The organism is Paenibacillus sp. An7 (assembly GCF_009870785.1).
Lineage (GTDB): Bacteria > Bacillota > Bacilli > Paenibacillales > Paenibacillaceae > Paenibacillus.
In genome coordinates, this window is sequence record NZ_WTWX01000018.1 from 16,289 (window position 1) to 31,930 (window position 15,642).

At 37.3% G+C, this 15,642-nt stretch carries 14 protein-coding genes and 2 pseudogenes; 15 read left to right on the top strand and 1 reads right to left on the bottom strand.

The genetic code is table 11. The features are described 5' to 3' along the window. Positions 1 to 6: 6 nt before the first annotated feature. The 5 genes and pseudogenes from GQY27_RS16650 (at position 7) to GQY27_RS16670 (ending at position 3,750) form a co-directional block, all read left to right on the top strand. Positions 7 to 600 carry a class I SAM-dependent methyltransferase gene (locus GQY27_RS16650; RefSeq protein WP_160036389.1) on the top strand — a complete coding sequence of 198 codons (594 nt, stop codon included), beginning with the start codon at positions 7 to 9 and terminating at the stop codon, positions 598 to 600. Positions 601 to 749: 149 nt separating this feature from the next. Continuing rightward, positions 750 to 1,526: a helix-turn-helix domain-containing protein gene (locus GQY27_RS16655; protein WP_160036390.1), complete on the top strand. Its 777-nt coding sequence runs from the start codon at positions 750 to 752 to the stop codon at positions 1,524 to 1,526. Between the two features lie 140 nt (positions 1,527 to 1,666). Next, complete coding sequence (locus GQY27_RS16660; protein ID WP_160036391.1) at positions 1,667 to 2,548, top strand: phosphotransferase family protein; 882 nt, start codon at positions 1,667 to 1,669, stop codon at positions 2,546 to 2,548. Next, positions 2,548 to 2,732, top strand: a pseudogene (locus tag GQY27_RS16665) (DUF2441 domain-containing protein); the annotation flags it as partial. The gene GQY27_RS16660 and the pseudogene GQY27_RS16665, both read left to right, overlap by 1 nt. A 169-nt stretch (positions 2,733 to 2,901) precedes the next feature. Continuing rightward, on the top strand, positions 2,902 to 3,750 hold the full coding sequence (locus tag GQY27_RS16670; RefSeq protein WP_160036392.1) for an AraC family transcriptional regulator: 849 nt from the start codon (positions 2,902 to 2,904) through the stop codon (positions 3,748 to 3,750). A 170-nt stretch (positions 3,751 to 3,920) separates the two neighbouring features. Here the strand turns inward: GQY27_RS16670 and GQY27_RS16675 are convergent, their stop codons facing one another. Beyond that, complete coding sequence (locus GQY27_RS16675) at positions 3,921 to 4,157, bottom strand: translation initiation factor 2 (protein WP_160036393.1); 237 nt, start codon at positions 4,155 to 4,157, stop codon at positions 3,921 to 3,923. A gap of 195 nt (positions 4,158 to 4,352) precedes the next feature. Between GQY27_RS16675 and asnB the strand changes: the two are divergent. From asnB to GQY27_RS16725, 10 genes and pseudogenes are all read left to right on the top strand, one after another. Continuing rightward, positions 4,353 to 6,230: pseudogene (gene asnB / locus GQY27_RS16680) on the top strand (asparagine synthase (glutamine-hydrolyzing)). Positions 6,231 to 6,651: 421 nt separating this feature from the next. Next, positions 6,652 to 7,602: a hypothetical protein gene (locus GQY27_RS16685; protein ID WP_160036394.1), complete on the top strand. Its 951-nt coding sequence runs from the start codon at positions 6,652 to 6,654 to the stop codon at positions 7,600 to 7,602. Between the two features lie 331 nt (positions 7,603 to 7,933). Next, positions 7,934 to 8,200 (top strand): CD3324 family protein, encoded by a 267-nt coding sequence (locus GQY27_RS16690; protein ID WP_160036395.1) that lies wholly within the window; start codon positions 7,934 to 7,936, stop codon positions 8,198 to 8,200. Between the two features lie 166 nt (positions 8,201 to 8,366). After that, complete coding sequence (locus GQY27_RS16695) at positions 8,367 to 9,449, top strand: nucleotidyltransferase domain-containing protein (protein ID WP_160036396.1); 1,083 nt, start codon at positions 8,367 to 8,369, stop codon at positions 9,447 to 9,449. A 652-nt stretch (positions 9,450 to 10,101) separates the two neighbouring features. Continuing rightward, a complete protein-coding gene (locus GQY27_RS16700; protein ID WP_160036397.1) occupies positions 10,102 to 10,302 on the top strand; it encodes a hypothetical protein in 201 nt (66 codons plus the stop codon). A 925-nt stretch (positions 10,303 to 11,227) separates the two neighbouring features. Beyond that, entirely contained in the window at positions 11,228 to 12,049 is an 822-nt protein-coding gene (locus GQY27_RS16705; RefSeq protein WP_160036398.1) for an acyltransferase domain-containing protein, read from the top strand. Positions 12,050 to 12,551: 502 nt separating this feature from the next. Continuing rightward, a complete protein-coding gene (locus tag GQY27_RS16710) occupies positions 12,552 to 13,517 on the top strand; it encodes a helix-turn-helix transcriptional regulator (protein WP_160036438.1) in 966 nt (321 codons plus the stop codon). Between the two features lie 109 nt (positions 13,518 to 13,626). Then, entirely contained in the window at positions 13,627 to 14,253 is a 627-nt protein-coding gene (locus GQY27_RS16715; protein ID WP_160036399.1) for a type 1 glutamine amidotransferase family protein, read from the top strand. A 229-nt stretch (positions 14,254 to 14,482) separates the two neighbouring features. After that, positions 14,483 to 14,950: a GNAT family N-acetyltransferase gene (locus tag GQY27_RS16720; RefSeq protein WP_160036400.1), complete on the top strand. Its 468-nt coding sequence runs from the start codon at positions 14,483 to 14,485 to the stop codon at positions 14,948 to 14,950. 87 nt (positions 14,951 to 15,037) lie between these two features. Next, on the top strand, positions 15,038 to 15,514 hold the full coding sequence (locus GQY27_RS16725; RefSeq protein ID WP_160036401.1) for an NUDIX hydrolase: 477 nt from the start codon (positions 15,038 to 15,040) through the stop codon (positions 15,512 to 15,514). The last annotated feature ends 128 nt before the right edge of the window (positions 15,515 to 15,642 follow it).

Consider the following 15,642-nt stretch of genomic DNA (forward strand, 5'->3'; position numbering starts at 1 on the left):
TCCTCAATGAATATGGATGACAGATTATTTAACTATTATCTGGAACTTAAAAGTCCTGAAGCAGGTGAATGGAATTCCTCACCTGAATGTATACATACTGAATTGATCACTAGAGATTACGTAAGAAGAGAGTTTCCAGTCACGGATGGAATTAAGGTATGTAATGTTGGAATTGGAACAGGGGATTGGGACGATTACCTGGGATATTGGCTAAAAGGCAAAGGGAACTTAACAAGCATTGATATTAACAAAGATATTTGCGACATTTTCGCTTACAGACAGCAACGAGAAGGTCATCCTAATCCATCTAAAGTGTTATGTAAAAGTATTTTCGATAAGGAAATAACGAATGAAAAGTTTGATATTGTAACCTTAATCGGCTCTGCAATCCATGAATCTGGAGATTTTGAAAGATGCTTAGATTCGTGTTTTGATTTACTGAATACCGGTGGATTTCTTATGTTTATGGCTAACTTAAAATACTCGTTGTTGGAAAGGTTAGAAGAATATCTAACATCAACAAATTTTCAGTTAGAACAAAAGAATTTGTTTGAAGCTTATCCTGAATACGCTTTCTTCATTTGTAAAATCAAAAAATAATTCAACACGCAGGGAGCTTTGCTCTTTGCTCAATAGTTAAGTCATTATTCTTTTCTACTAAGGATCTAGAAAATCAACTAATGGTTTAGTTGTAAACTATACCTCCATACCATTAAATAGCAGTGTAATTATAATTAAAGTATAAATTCATGGAGGTGTTATCAATCGTAGAAGCGAATGCTAGTCATATTGGAGGAAGAATCAGTCAGCTTCGTCACAGCAAAAGTATGACACAAGAACAATTAGGGCTATTACTAAATGTTTCTGCACAAGCAGTGTCTAAATGGGAAAAAGGCGACTCCTTACCCGACATTTCTCTTATAACGGAGTTGGCGACTGTCTTTGATTGCACAACCGACTTTTTGCTTGGAAGAACTAGCAATTTACAAGCCATGCTGCCTCAAATTCGAACGGAACTTCGGACGATGACACAAGAACAGAAAATCAATTTTCTGGGCGAGGTGATTGCTGCAACATCTCAAAACGCACAAACGCCAGCATCAGATCCATCAACAACTCAAATCCAACTAGGTCCATCTGGATTAGGCCTATGGGCAAAAGATAGATTCGTTTGCATCGCTACCTCGCTTTTTTTAAACGAAGCTACTGAAGCAATGAATGAATTAGTTGAGTTTCCAATGAATATCTTACCTCCGGATATTATAACCATGCTATATGATTTATTGCTTAATAATGAATATTTACAGCCTGACTTCACTCCAGTAGAGGAGTCGATACTTCGCTCACGTCTACCAGCAGACATGAATTTTGACAAAGTAATTATAGATTGCATTGAACTCGGCTTTGTGGATAGGGTTCGAGGTGGGTACAGACTAAATGTTAAAGGTGATATTGCCACTCGGTTGTTCTCAATCGTTCATAGGGTGGTAAGTAAACCTAGTTCGTTTTCCTTTGATTTTTCGTAAAGTCTCTCCTTGATTTAAAACAAATAAGCAGCCGATCAAAAGACCGGTTGCTTTTTCTTTTAAGTTAATAGGCAGGACTTTCTCAATAATATGCAGAAATGCATAGGTTGCCATTTCATTCATAAAATACGAGGTGCGATTTGAACTTAGTACATACGATTATAGATAGATTTAACCTTAATGTTATAAGTATAGATCATGTCCCTGAGTCTTTTAGTTCACAAGTATACAAGCTGAATCTTACTAATGGAGAAACGGTATATGCGAAGGTCCCCTATAACAGGGATAAACTATATCGCGAATATCGAATGCTAGAAATGTTGAGAGAGGTAATACCGGTTCCAAAAGTGTTAGATATCTGGAGTGGGGACGACTTAATCTCAGGTGCCTTACTTTTATCAGAAATAAAAGGTATACCGTGTACAGGATCCATAAACGATGAATTAGCATTCCAAATGGGAGTATTACATGCAATGCTGCATGAAACTAAGATGCCTGGATATGGTGCTCAAGGAACCGAAGGTTTTCAATTTTCCAATCAGAACAATTGGAGACTCTATATTAAAAATAACTTTGAAAAGTATAAAGAACCTGCTAAGGATGTGCTTGAAAGGCAGCTTTATGAAAAATGTATAGATCATTTTGAAAGCGCCTTTCCCATTTTACCGCAACCTGATGGTCCCTGTGTTGTACATATGGATTTTAGACCAGGCAATATATTAATACATAATAATGACGTTGCTGGAATTATTGATTTTGAGAGTGCTCGGGGCGGATCCTCAGAAATAGATTTTACTAAAATCAATCGTTATGTCTGGGAAGTGAATCCTCAAAGTAAAACTTCTTATACAGAAGGGTATACATCAATTCGTCCTATGATCGATTTGGAAACGATACTGCCTTTTTATACTTTTTACGATGCATTTAATGCTGTTGTCTGGTGTAAAAATAGAGGGATTGATAAAAATAAAGCGTTCTACATGGAAAGTGTTTCTGTATTGCAGAAATCGGTAGGTTATTGAGCTACCCGTACGCTTTAAAATGGAAAGATCTATTTGATTCCTAAACCGAAAAGTTTTGCAATTTGTTAAACTTCGTGTTATAGGAAGTATATTTGACGGTGATGGAAACCTTTTACCTAAAGAGGATGCAGTACCCTTCTCCGTAAAAATTGAAGAGTTGAAATTATTGAAGATTTCTGCGTGAATTTATAAAATTTGCAGGAAGTTGCACGATGCTGTAACAGGCAGCTGGGTATTGTTACTACCTAAAAGATGGAGATACATTATCTTCGAGATGCTGACTTTTTCGTGCAGTAAATGCTAGGTAATCATTTTTCATCTACGATAAATTTATATTGAAGGGAGGGGAAACGATGGATTGGTTGGACAGGATGAATAACGCCATGGAGTATATCGAAATGAATCTAACGGACAATATCTCCTATGATGAATTAGCACAGAAAGCCTGTTGCTCTACTTATCATTTTCAAAGAATGTTTCCGTTTATTACAGGAGTCTCGTTATCTGGGTATATTCGACGTCGACGGTTGACATTGGCAGCATTTGAACTTCAGACCACGGGTGCAAAGGTTATTGATGTAGCTATGAAATATGGATATGATTCGCCAGAAGCGTTTGCACGGGCATTTAAAAACCTTCATGGAATCATGCCGATATCTGCGCGCGATCAAGGTGTTTCTCTAAAAGCCTATCCTCGAATGTCCTTCTCTATTTCAATAAAAGGAGATGTCGAAATGAATTACCGAATTGAACAAAGAGGGTCTTTTGAGATGTTTGGAGTTTATGGCCTCATTAATTCCGACAGGAAAATAGCTTTTTCTGAAGTTCCTAGGTTCCGTAAACAATGTGATGAGGATGGCAGTGTTGATCTGATGAACGAATTATTGGGACGTTTTCCAGACACGATGCTGCATGCTGCCTTATATGATGATAATGGAGAATCTTTTAAGTACATGGTATGTTACAACCTACCAAAGGAGCTTGAAATCCCCGATAAATTCACAAAACTTACGGTTCCTGCTTCAACTTGGGCTATTTTCTCAGAGCCGCAATGTGACTTACAAAAACTATGGGATCGAATATATTTCGAGTGGTTTCCAACTTCGGAGTATGAACAGATTGAAGCACCTAGTTTTGAAATGTACTATGGACCGGCAGGACATCATACAGGGGAGATTTGGATACCAGTAAAGAAAAAGTAGATTTTTATTTCATACGGCAGATCAGAATATCCAGGTCAAAGAGAAATATTGCTCGAAGGATAATGATAATGGGCAGATGAGTTGAACAAAATAAGTGGAGGTTTTATTTCACTTTTAACGCATACTGCGCAATAAAAAAAACGGCTGAAGAGCTGGGGATACAGTAATTGTCAACCAACATTATTCCTGATCTTAACTAACTCGTTAATAAAATGATCAAGTTGTTTCTTAGTTGATTTAATAGAAGCGGTACGACTATTGTTTTTGGTTTTATAATCCTGTTGTAAAGCTTCTAACGCTAAACCGGCAGCTAGCGCAGCGATTCCATCACCTAATGTAGCAATGGAACCCCCTATAAAAGCTAGCTTGGCAATTTCTATATCTCGTAGGTCCTTATCAATGGGCAATTTCTACGCCTCCTTATCTCCATATGTACTAATATATGTTCCTAATCATGAATTGTTAAAATACACGTTTCAGCGAGCGGTGTCTTCTTCACGCGAAAGTTGAGTAAGTGATTTCTTTAGAAAAATGATGATTGATTCAAGCAATTGTGGGGACTCTATATCCAATATCTTTATTATAGGAAGGACTAGAATAGTATGTGCGGAATTGCAGGAATATTAAAGTATAACGGACAGCAACCACAAGAAGAAACCTTAAAACAAATGACTGGGGCAATGAACCATCGAGGTCCTAATCATGAGGGTGTTTGGCTCGATTCTCGAATGGGTCTAGGTTTCCGCAGGTTGTCGGTTATAGATTTATGAGACGGCAACCAACCAATGGCGAATGAAGATCGTACCCTTTGGATTGTTTTTAATGGTGAGATCTACAACTATAAAACACTGCGAGATCAACTTAAGCTAAAGGGACATCATTTTTACACGCAGTCAGATACAGAGGTCATTGTGCATTTATTTGAGGAATATGGTAAGGAATGTGTTCATCATTTACGTGGAATGTTTAGTTTTGCGATTTGGGACCTTAAGGAGCAAACCCTTTTTGCTGCAAGAGATCATTTCGGGATCAAGCCTTTTTATTATTTCAAAGACGAGAATAATTTTCTGTTTGCTTCGGAAATCAAAAGCATACTTGCGGTTCAAGGGGTTCCTAGAAAGCTTCAGTATCAAAGTTTGTTCAGTTACTTAACTTTTCAGTATGTCCCTCAACCCGATACGATGTTTGAAGATATTCATAAATTAGGACCTGCAGAACGATTAATGGTTAGTTCGAATGGTGACATGAAGATCGAGAAATATTGGGAACCTAATTTTCAACCAGTAGAACGATCTTTAACAGACTATGCAGAAGAAATTCAGTGGAAATTGAAAGAGTCTGTAAATCTTCATTTACAAAGCGATGTGAGTAGAGGATGTTTTTTGTCCAGTGGAATTGATTCCACAGCTATAGCTGCAATGATGAGTGCAGAAGAGTCGACAAAAACCTTTTCGATTGGATTTGAAGGACCGAACAATGAAACGACCATTGCAAATCAAACCGCTGCCAGCCTAGGGACAGATCATTATTTTCACATATTATCGCAAAAAGACTTTTTTGAAAGTGTCCCCAAAACGGTGTGGCATCTAGATGAGCCTGTTGCGGATCCTTCCGCCGTTGCCCTCTATCATCTAAATCAGCTTGCTAGAGAACATGTTACCGTTGTCCTATCAGGGGAAGGCGCTGATGAATTATTCGGAGGATACAGAATTTATAGAGAACCAGATGCATTAAGACCCTTAACCTGGATGCCCAACTTTATTAAGGATTCGTTACGAAAATCATTATCCTTGTACCCATACCCGTTTTATGGAAAAAATTATTTACTTCGTGGTTTAACACCTATAGAAGAGCGTTTTTTCGGTAATGCTAATATTTTTAACAAAAGCGGAAATATGAATTTGCTTCATGAATCGGTACACGCTCAAAATAGCTTTTTACATCCCGCGGATATTGTTAAACCTTTTTATGATAAGACAGTTCACCTAGATCCTACGACGAGAATGCAGTATATTGATATGAATTTTTGGTTACCTGGAGACATTTTATCAAAAGCAGATAAGTTGTCCATGGCACATTCATTAGAATTAAGAGTACCTTTTTTAGATAAAGAGGTCTTCGAAACGGCGAAAAAAATACCTGTATCCAATCGGATTGGCAAAAAAACAACAAAGCTTGCTTTGCGTAAAGCTATGGAAGGAATTGTTCCCGAAGCTATTGTGCATCGCCCGAAATTAGGATTTCCCGTACCTCTTCGTGATTGGCTTAGGACTCCAGTGTCAGATACAATGTTTGAAGAAATACGATATAGTGGCATCGATGAAATATTCAATACGAATATAATCGAAAAGATGTTTATCCTGCATCGGAGTAATAAAGGCGACTACTCACGTCGAATATGGTTAATTTACATTTTTTCAGTGTGGTACAATCTTTTTATAAAACAAGATCTGAGGCATTTAAAGAGTGCCATGTTGTAAATAACCAAGGCATAGTCACTGGACAGAAGAGAGCATATATTGTGGGTTCGCAGTGACTATGCAGTCAATAAGGATAGCTGAAAAGCTGTTCATGACGAATTTAAAGAAGTTAAGGAATGCTTCTAGATATGATTATTATGGTAATAGTGATGAAATTGTTATTCTAGCAGATGATTGAGGCTTTAAGGAATCGTTAAATCCCTTGTTTGAAATTATAAGTGTTGATTTGGAGAAAGACCGCCAAATAAGTGGCAACCGAAACGTGAGAAGATTGCTATGAATTCGACAGACCTGCGATCCTGATCCGCGTTACCTTTTATCATGATTTAATTATACCAAATAAGGGAGTGATTACCAGTCTGTTATAAGTTTGAAGAAGTATGTATAATCCATATATCCCTTCGAAAAGGTTGGTGGAAAAATGGATATTTATGAAAAATTCAATCAACTAGTTAACGCTAACGATAGTATCGAAATAATTGACCTCCTTCATGATTTCAAGAAATCGAAGAAGCTATCATTAGATGAAGAAGGCTGGGTATATTGGAATCTTTCCGATAACTATGCTTTACTAAGGAACACGAATGATTTGTATCAGAATCACTTAAAGTTTGTTAACTGGGGGAAGACAGCATTATATCCGGAAAAACTCCACTGGTTAGTATCAGACGCTACACAAGCATTAACTTTGTCCCTGACAGACCATTTCAAGGATTGGACTGAATGGTATCTATACGCCTGTACACATTCGAATAGATCGCGTGAAAATCGGGCTGTGCGTTTTGAAAGTCATCGGACCGCTGCTGCATCCTCAGTAACATTAAAAAATATACAAGTACTCGATATTGCTCTTGAAAATATGTTGAGGTTAATTCATGAGGACGACACTTGGCAGAATCTTCTTTTCTCAAAAATTGCATATTTTTCGTTACTCTTGGAACGGAATTATTTACATAAAGATGAAGAGGGGATAAATTCAATTATTTCTTGTATATATCAATTACTTCCAACACATTTGGATGAAATTTGCTCGATAGAAAATGTTGAATCAGCACCACCATTGTTGGGAAGTTGGAGTCAACTAAACTATCCCCGGACTTCAAAGCGATCATTACTCATCGCTCTAAATAATTTGGGATGCTCATTTAATAGAATAGAAAAACATGAAGATTCTCTAAGGATGTTTGGACTTGTGTTAGATAACGGACATAAACTGAACTCTTACGGTCTTGCAAAATACTTATCTTCACTATGGATAACAGAAGGAGATAAAGACACTGTTATGAACCGATTCTTGGAGATAAACGAAACAGGTCAAAGCTTTTCTGATTTAACAAATTTTGAACCTGGATTAAAGGAATTAGTCGTTTAAGATAATTACGGACGTTTCAAAAAATGTACTGAAACGCTTCTCTGACGGAGAAAACATTAGTAAAAAACAGCAGCTTAAAAAGACATGTTTAAACAATTGAACAACAAGCTTGATATAATAGCTGGTAGCAGCTATCTGTTTTCTATGGAGGTGAGGCTATTGAAAACAATCGGGGTGGGGTTCTTACATGCATGTCTCTATGCAAAGCCAGTTAAGGATATGGCAAAGCTTTGCATAGAGTTTAGGAACAATCATTTTGCCAACGACGAATCGTAATATTCTGTTAACTGGCTTTGCACCTTATTGATTTATTAAATAAGGAGTGAGGCGCATGAAATATTCAAAAGCCGAGTCTGTTTTTCCAGAAGAATTGCTACGTATCATTCAACAATATGTTCAAGGTGAATTGGTTTATATCCCGAAACGCAAAGAGGCACATCTAAAATGGGGCGAGAAAACACAAAGCAAGAGCAAGGTCTCTGCTCGAAACGCGGAGATTAACTCCTTATTCCACAATGGAGTCAGCATAGAGGAGTTGGCGGAACGGTATTTCTTGTCCTGCGAAAGCATAAAGAAAATTGTTTATAAAAAGAATTAATAAAATCCGCTAAACTGGTTGTATCAACGGTTTAGCGGTTTTTGTTTATTTGTTCAAAGATGGATTAAATCAACTTATACATAGTAACCGCACCTTTAAATCGATAGACTCAAGTTAAGGTTGTTATGATGAAGGACGGCCGGATCATACGAAGGTGGTGCAACGAATGGACGAAATTATAAAGAAAAAGCTGCTGGGCAAAAATGAACTTCTCATTAACATGGTGATTGAACGGGTAAAAAGAGATTTTCTAGACGATATCGCAATTATTGGGCTTACGGGTTCATTTAACACCGGGGACTTTCACGAAAAAAGCGATCTTGATTTGATTATCATTAATAATACAGAAAAGGGATGGGAAATATCTGATTGCTTTATCTTAGATGACGTTGGATATGACATCTATTGCACGCTATGGGATTCGAGAATACAAGAGCAATCCACCTTGGAGAGTCCTAACGTATCAAGTTTAACCGATCTCAAAATACTCTACTATGCAAAGCCTGAGGATTTGGATAAATTGAACGCCTTCAGGCAAAAAGCACTTGATGCACTTGCGAATCCAATAGGAGAAGCATGTCTTTATCGAGCAAATAAATGGATCGGTTTGGCTAAACAAGCATACAGCGATACGATGCTAGGTGAAGATATCGGTTCAGTGCGACATGCATCTGCCGAAGTTCTGTACAATCTAGTCAATGCTTTGGTAAGTATGAATAACACGTGCATCAAACGAGGAATCAAACGATATTTGGAAGAGATACGCTCGTTGCGCTATGTTCCTGATGATCTCGATTCCTTATACATGTCAATCATCGAGGCTCGTACCATTGAAGATATCCGAATAGCATCTTTTAATATGTTGAATAGCGTTAAGAGGTTACATAGCACGATGTGTGATAACTTCATGGTTAAACCTGCTCCGACCTTTGATAATCTGAGGGGAACATATGAAGAATTATGGTGCAACTACCGCAATAAAATTTTAAACAGTGTTATAACGAATGATGCTTCCTACGTCTTTCTTTCGATCTATGGAGCACAAGGGTATCTTGATGAAATGGCTCAGGAGAAAGGAACCAAGAAATTTGATATTATGCAGTACTTTGATGCAAATAATTTACCAGTTATGAAAGAGAAGTTCCTTGAAGTGATGGATGAATATTTAGACGAGTATGGGAAGGTGGGCAGAGAAGTCGAACGTTTTACAACATTCGAGCAACTATATGCACATTATATGAATCACTGACCTTACATCATAGTTCGTAATAAGTCTTCGGAGAGGGTACTGTAGACAAACTATCTGATAAAACAAGATTTTAAATTGAAGTTAACGGAGAAACGATAGCTGAACATAGCAGGCAGCAGCTCGCCAGTTGGCAACTGCTCCCTTTAAAGTAAACAACGATCAATAGACTGGTGCTTTTTCTCTTAGCTACTTTTGGCAGATTAATTCAACTTATTAATCACTAAAAGCGTTATATCTAGCTGTAGGTTGGAATGAATACGGACAATGTAATGTTAGTGATTGGCGCAACTATAATGAAAGCGCTTGTCGGAAAATGATGAAGTAAGGATACAACACTATCAATTAACTGCTCCTTACACGAACACCTTGGAGGGTATGTAAACTATCGAAGGGATAGCGAATTTATTTGGTGATGATCGCATGAGAAAGGTGAATTTTCTAAACATTCTGTTATTATTCTTTACTATTTTTTTAAATCTTCGAGCCAAGTTGAGAATGCCGTTAAAAATGCAGAGTACACCATTACTACATTAACTAAAGTAACAGAGTATAAACGAGGAAACATTCTAGTTGTTCATTATGCATTTGACGGTTTCACGGAAAAATATGGTTCTGAAATCAAAAAAAGCAATATGGATTTGAGGAGGAAACGATGAACAACGATAAAAATAAATATTTAACCATATTTCTTATAATTGGATTTAGTAGTGGGGCTTGTGTAAGCTTGATCGTAAATAGTTTCTTAGACCTTAACGTAGGTATCAGTATATCACTCGGAGCAGGTTTTGGAATGTTATTAGGCATAGTGATTGGATCCTTAATAGATTATGAACGGCAGAACAAGGATAAGTAAATTCGAGATTTTTTTATAATCTAATATTCACGATCCAAGCAGTTAGTCTATATGATTGACTGTTTTTATTGTCCAAAAAAGAGGAACAGACAGATTCAGCAGTAGGCTCTGGCCAGAAGATTAATGAATTCTTCCGGCTGCACTTCAAGCATCTATTTTGGAAGGTTGGACAACTCCTCCTGGACGACTTAGAACAGCTTTGAATGAAACGGGTGGAACATGGTCAACGAGGCTCACTCTTTGGGGAGTCTTACAAGAGAGGAAATATTATATGCTTATCTTAACGTAACTGCTTATCAAATGGATTATCTAATCTGGCAATTACAAATAGGTGGTTTATGTTGGCTGATCAAAACATTGCATTGGCTTGTTTATGGTAGGACAGATATAATCCCTGGCTCAGAAACTTGGATAGCGGACTTGTTAAAAGATTAAGAAAATCTTTACCAGGAAATTGTGTAGTGTCTTTACACTGCTAATGGAAAAACGATAGTTTAATTAGAAAAAGTAAGCAACTGATCAATAGACCGGTTGCTTTTTCTTTAAGCTACTGGGCAGTTATACGAAAAGTTATGATAGAGTATACCTTTCTTTTAAGGAATAATTCGTTACTTCAGTGCTTCCAAGAAATGAACCGCTGAAGAATACGATAATGGGATAAAGAAACCATGAGTTAATTGAAAATCATTAATCCAATGTTACCCGCATTGGAGACTAAATCATTGCACTTTTTATTAGAATAAAATAGAGTTAAAGGTAAGAAATGAGATTAGAAGAAATATACCTTTCAGGAGAAAATTATACGAAATTTATTTTTATCAAGAAAAGAGACATCTTTAAGAGGAGACTTTGTAACCGCGATTCAGTTGGATACGGTCCTAAATTAATTAGCTGTTTCTTTTGTCTGATGGAGGAGAATACAAATATGACTTTGGAAGAAGTGTGTGAGCGTATTTGCTTACCGGATCAAATGAAAAGAAAAGTGCTTGACTTTGCAGGCGAATTCGAAGAGAAAACAGTAAAGCCCTTTTTTGCTGCCTTGTATGATCCATCTGACTGGGAAAAGGGAGTTAAAGAAATAGAGGGGGTTCTGGGAAATGATCCAGATGGGAGCAAAATGCTCACTTTTATGCTTCTGCGTGCAGTAGAGACACATAGGGAATACGAAAAAAGAGGAATCAGCGAGACCATTTTTGTGGACACGATAAAGTTCTGTACCAGATTCATTGAGGAACATTACGAGATATATGGGACATATGCATTCACGTGGGGATGGTGGTTTCCAAGACAGATTTCACTTCGCGAATTCCGTATCGGTGCTCTTGAATATGAAATGATCGAGCAGGACGAAAAGAAGATAATAAATATACATATCCCCGCAGATGCAGATATGAGGCTCGATAGTTTGCGGAAGTCATATGAGGATGCTAGGGAATTTTTCGCAAAATATTTTCCTGAGTATGCTCAGTCCGATATGGTGTGTGATTCTTGGCTGCTTTCTCCTGTCCTTGCTAAGTTGCTGTCTAAAAATTCAAATATAGTCGGCTTTCAGAAGGCATTCGACTTGATACGTGTAGATGATACGAACGACAGCTCTATTAGATGGGTTTATGGAAGGACTGATATTCCAATACACGAACTTCCGCAATATACATCCTTACAGAAAAAAATTAAAGCCTGCCTGTTAGAAGGCGGTAGCATTGGCGCAGCCTACGGAAGATTGCACGAAGACCCCTGGAAGATTTAGGGGGAGGATCAAGTATAGAGTGGAGAATTAAGTTTGTGATAATGATACCGGAGCTTCAGGTGACATTTTGTCCTTTCTATAAAAATGAAAATCCTACATATAATAAATTTAGAAATATTGATTTGATTGTAAACACGGATATAGGTACCTATTATTTTAAGCTACTAGGTTATTGAGCTAATAAAAAAGCGGAAGTTTATTTGTAAAAAGTAAGCAACCGATTAATAAACTGGTTGCTTTTTCTCTGAGCTATCGGGAAGCTTAAATCATACTCGGTCAACTGCATAACAATTCGTGGTAAAGCAGAAAGTTGAGTTGAGAGTTAAAGCAGCAATGTTAAAATTGCTACTTATTGTTTAAGTTGCAGGAGTCAACACACATTGAATGCTATGTGAGGATTGAAAGACTGAAATATTGATAATAAAGGGATACAGGTGACTTAAAAAGCTAAGTGCTTAGAAGTGATCCTAATAAAGATGAGGTAAAAGATGAGGTATATGTGATGCCAAAAAACGATAATATGCTGGCAATACTATGGATGCTGAATTCGGGCGTTAAAATGACCGCAAAACAAATATCCGAAAAGTTAGAAATAAATATTAGGACAGTTTATCGGTATATTGATGCATTATGTGCCAGTGGAGTGCCTATAATATCCGACACGGGTCATAACGGTGGATATAGCTTGCTGAATAATTTTATCAGAGCACCTCTGCTATTTGATATGGAAGAAAAAAAAGCACTTCTTCATGCTACTGTTTTTGCAAAAGAAGCCGGATACCCTTTGAGTGAGGCATTAGGTAATGCGACATCCAAATTGAAAATGTATTCGAATCAAGAACAGGAAAGTGTGCTCAACCGTCATTTAGCCGGATTTGAAGTTATAAACCGTAAGGGAGACCCTTCTATTCAGCCAGTATTGGCGGAATTGGAGCAAGCAGTAGCAAACGAGTTCTCCGTAGAAATTGAATATCGCACACGCCGTGATGATCAACCCAAGACTAGGGTTATAGATCCCTATGGAATGGTCTACTGGAACAATAAATGGTATATTGTTGCATTTTGCCACCTGAGAAATGAGATGCGCAGCTTTCGGGTAGATCGAATTTTACAAATCAAGCGTACTCAAAACATATTTAAGCGTTCCGAAGCATTTTTGGCTCGCGAATTTTTTTTAGGAAATCTATTACCTGATTTAGTCGACAAGAACGACTTAATCACCTTAATGATTGAAGGTAGGTCAGAGGCATTGGATGACTTATGCCTGCATTGGTTTTTAGGCCATCATCTAAAAGAGCGTACCTCCAATCAAGCAATCTTTATACTTGAGGAAAAAACACTTCATACCTATGTTCCTAATTTTCTCTTATCCTACGGGAAATCCATTCAAGTAGTCGAACCACAGAGTTTGAAGGAGAAACTTGTTGAAGTTGTGTCAGAATTAATGGAATATTATCAACTTCTTTAAAGGCTTCACTGACAGCGGATGTCAGTGAAGTCTTTTTATAATAATGATAATCATTGATTACCGGTGGTTGGTATCACTTGATGAATTGTAATATAAGGAGAATTTACAAATGAATAATACAGTATATCTTTATGTGTTTGACACAATGGCAGACTGGGAAATAGGCTACTTAACTGCCGAACTAAACTCGGGAAGGTATTATAAAAAGGGGCTAACCTCATCAAAAATAGTTACCGTGGGAATTGATAAGACTCCAGTAACTACAATGGGCGGACTTACAATACTGCCTAACATCAAATTGGATGTGTGCAGCATTGAAAGATCAGATCTATTGATTTTACCCGGTGGAGATACATGGACAGAAACTATTCACCACCCCATCCTAAAAATCGCTGAGAGATGTTTAAGGGAAGGTATATGGGTTGCTGCGATATGTGGTGCTACAATGGGACTTGCCCAGGCGGGACTACTAAATTCATATGGGCATACAAGCAACGATCTAGAATACCTTAAAATGATCTGTCCTACTTATAGAGGAGAAAAGTATTACAAAATGGCATCTGCTGTAACTGATGGAAAACTGATCACAGCATCTGGAATTGCTCCGTTGGAATTTTTTGCACACATTTTAAAAGCATTGGATGTGTTTTCTCCACAAACATTAGACGCCAGGTATAACCTTAATAAGACTACTGATTCTAAATATTATTATGAGCTGATGAATTCATTACAATGAAGGTATCAGGATTCAAGAGTAAAAATGACTGTAAGCATAAAAGATATGTGAGCGTCAGGTGAATATACAAGAATGAAACATTTTATTATATCTGACTTTCCTAAATCTAGGAATTCGAATGTGTGGGATTTGCATTACAGAATGAAAATTATTAAGCTCACGAAGAGGATACTCCCAATGTATAAGGAACTCTTATATATATTAGGTATTTTCAGGGAGGGTTCAATTAGTGGAATTTAGAGAAATAACGTGGGATAACTATATTGAATGTATTGAGCTGCAAGTTACAGAGGAACAGAAACGCTTCATCTCATCGAATCAACATGCACTCGCAGAAGCTTATATTGCCTCAAAAGAAGGACAGGTTATTATTACATATGCGATTTATAAAAACGAGATAATGGTTGGTTTTATAATGATGTATTATGACGATGGTGATAGAAATTTTAAATACAGCAGCTATGGCGTTTTTAAGTTTATGATTGATAAACGATACCAAGGCAAAGGGTATGGAAAAGAGGCCATGGTAAAAGTGATAGACCTTTCAAAATCGTCTCCTTATGGGAAAGCCAGGGTCGTTGAACTTACCTATAAACCTGAAAACGTAGTATCCAAAAATTTATATTCATCACTAGGCTTTGTTGAGACAGGGAGTACCCATCCTTCGGGTGAAGTATATGCTGAGTTTGTCTTGTAGTCGTGATCGATTAGGCCTACATACCAATTAAACGAGAATAGGGAAATAGACAAACTGTTAAAACGACTCATGGCTGGGGGGGGAATTATGAACAGAGTACAACATGAAGTTCCTTTGAGATGTAAAGGCATTGCAGTAGTGTTACTTAAAAGCACACCTTATGGTTACAAAGTGCTGTTATTAAAGCGAGCTACTCCAGTATTAAGGGGTGTATGGTGCTATATTGGCGGCGGTATTGAAGAAGGGGAAAAAGCTTGGGAGGCTGCACTAAGAGAGATTCGTGAAGAGACAGGTATAACAAAAGTTTCCCTTTTTACTTCAAATAAATATGATCAATTCTACTCTGCCAATGAAAACTACATTTATGTTGCGCCGGTATTTGTGGGATATGTGAATGATGGGCAAGAAGTGACTTTAAACAATTCACATAGTGAATACGAATGGTTGACATTTACTGAAGCGATCGAAAGAGTTCGTATCCCCGGTAATGATGACGTTCTTACATTTATCGAGAAACATTTTGTAAGAAACTCTCCTATGGAATTTTTACGTATAAAAATGTAGTCTCTGAATTTGATGAGGCACGTTCAACATTATGATCTGAAAAGCTGCTATTATTTTGTTTAATCGTGAGGATTAAGCACGAATTAGAGCATACAATTCCATAATACAGCAGCGGCAACCGTTTAGTA